Below are 734 nucleotides of genomic sequence, written 5' to 3'. Positions count from 1 at the left end.
GGTTTTTATCACCTTAACTACGCTTATCGCAGATTAACACGTCTTTCATCGCCTCTAACTGCCAAGGCATCCACCGTATACGCTTAGTCACTTAACCATACAACCCCAAATAGTTTCGAGTTACTCAGAGACAAATCTGAGTATGAATGTATGACTGACATTTTCACGTAATACAAAGATTACTTGAAGTAGATGAAACAAGATAAGGATGTCTTGTTTCAAGGTTTGATTCATACAGCGCGACACTGTAATCATCAGTTGATATAAGATAAATCTTATATCGGGATATATATCAGCTTTCCAATTTGTTAAAGAACGTCAAATCAGCACACATTCGGCTAATTCGTGGTTAAAAAAACCAAATTAAAATTCACTTGAAAAAGTAACCTTTAATTTGGTCTTTTATACGAAGCTTGGTAGGTCTGGGCAGACTTGAACTGCCGACCTCACCCTTATCAGGGGTGCGCTCTAACCAGCTGAGCTACAGACCTAAATCACTTAAGAGTGAAGATTGGTGGAGCTAAGCAGGATCGAACTGCTGACCTCCTGCGTGCAAGGCAGGCGCTCTCCCAGCTGAGCTATAGCCCCATAAGGCTTCGTCTTCTTTACTTTCGTTATCAATGCAATTTGTGTGAACACTCAACAATAATCAGTCTTACTTCAAGATAAGGAGGTGATCCAACCCCAGGTTCCCCTAGGGTTACCTTGTTACGACTTCACCCCAGTCATGAATC

At 41.3% G+C, this 734-nt stretch carries 2 tRNA genes and 2 rRNA genes; all 4 read right to left on the bottom strand.

The features are described 5' to 3' along the window. Window positions 1-97 (bottom strand): 23S ribosomal RNA (locus ACOB80_RS20830); the annotation flags it as partial. A 317-nt stretch (window positions 98-414) separates the two neighbouring features. Further along, window positions 415-491 (bottom strand) — tRNA-Ile (locus ACOB80_RS20825). 21 nt (window positions 492-512) lie between these two features. Beyond that, a tRNA-Ala gene (locus ACOB80_RS20820) sits at window positions 513-588 on the bottom strand. 78 nt (window positions 589-666) lie between these two features. Continuing rightward, a 16S ribosomal RNA gene (locus ACOB80_RS20815) occupies window positions 667-734 on the bottom strand; the annotation flags it as partial.

The sequence above is a fragment of the Thalassotalea coralli genome, from assembly GCF_055786205.1.
The sequence above is the reverse complement of the archived record's forward strand: the minus strand, read 5'-3'. Positions and strand labels throughout refer to the sequence as shown.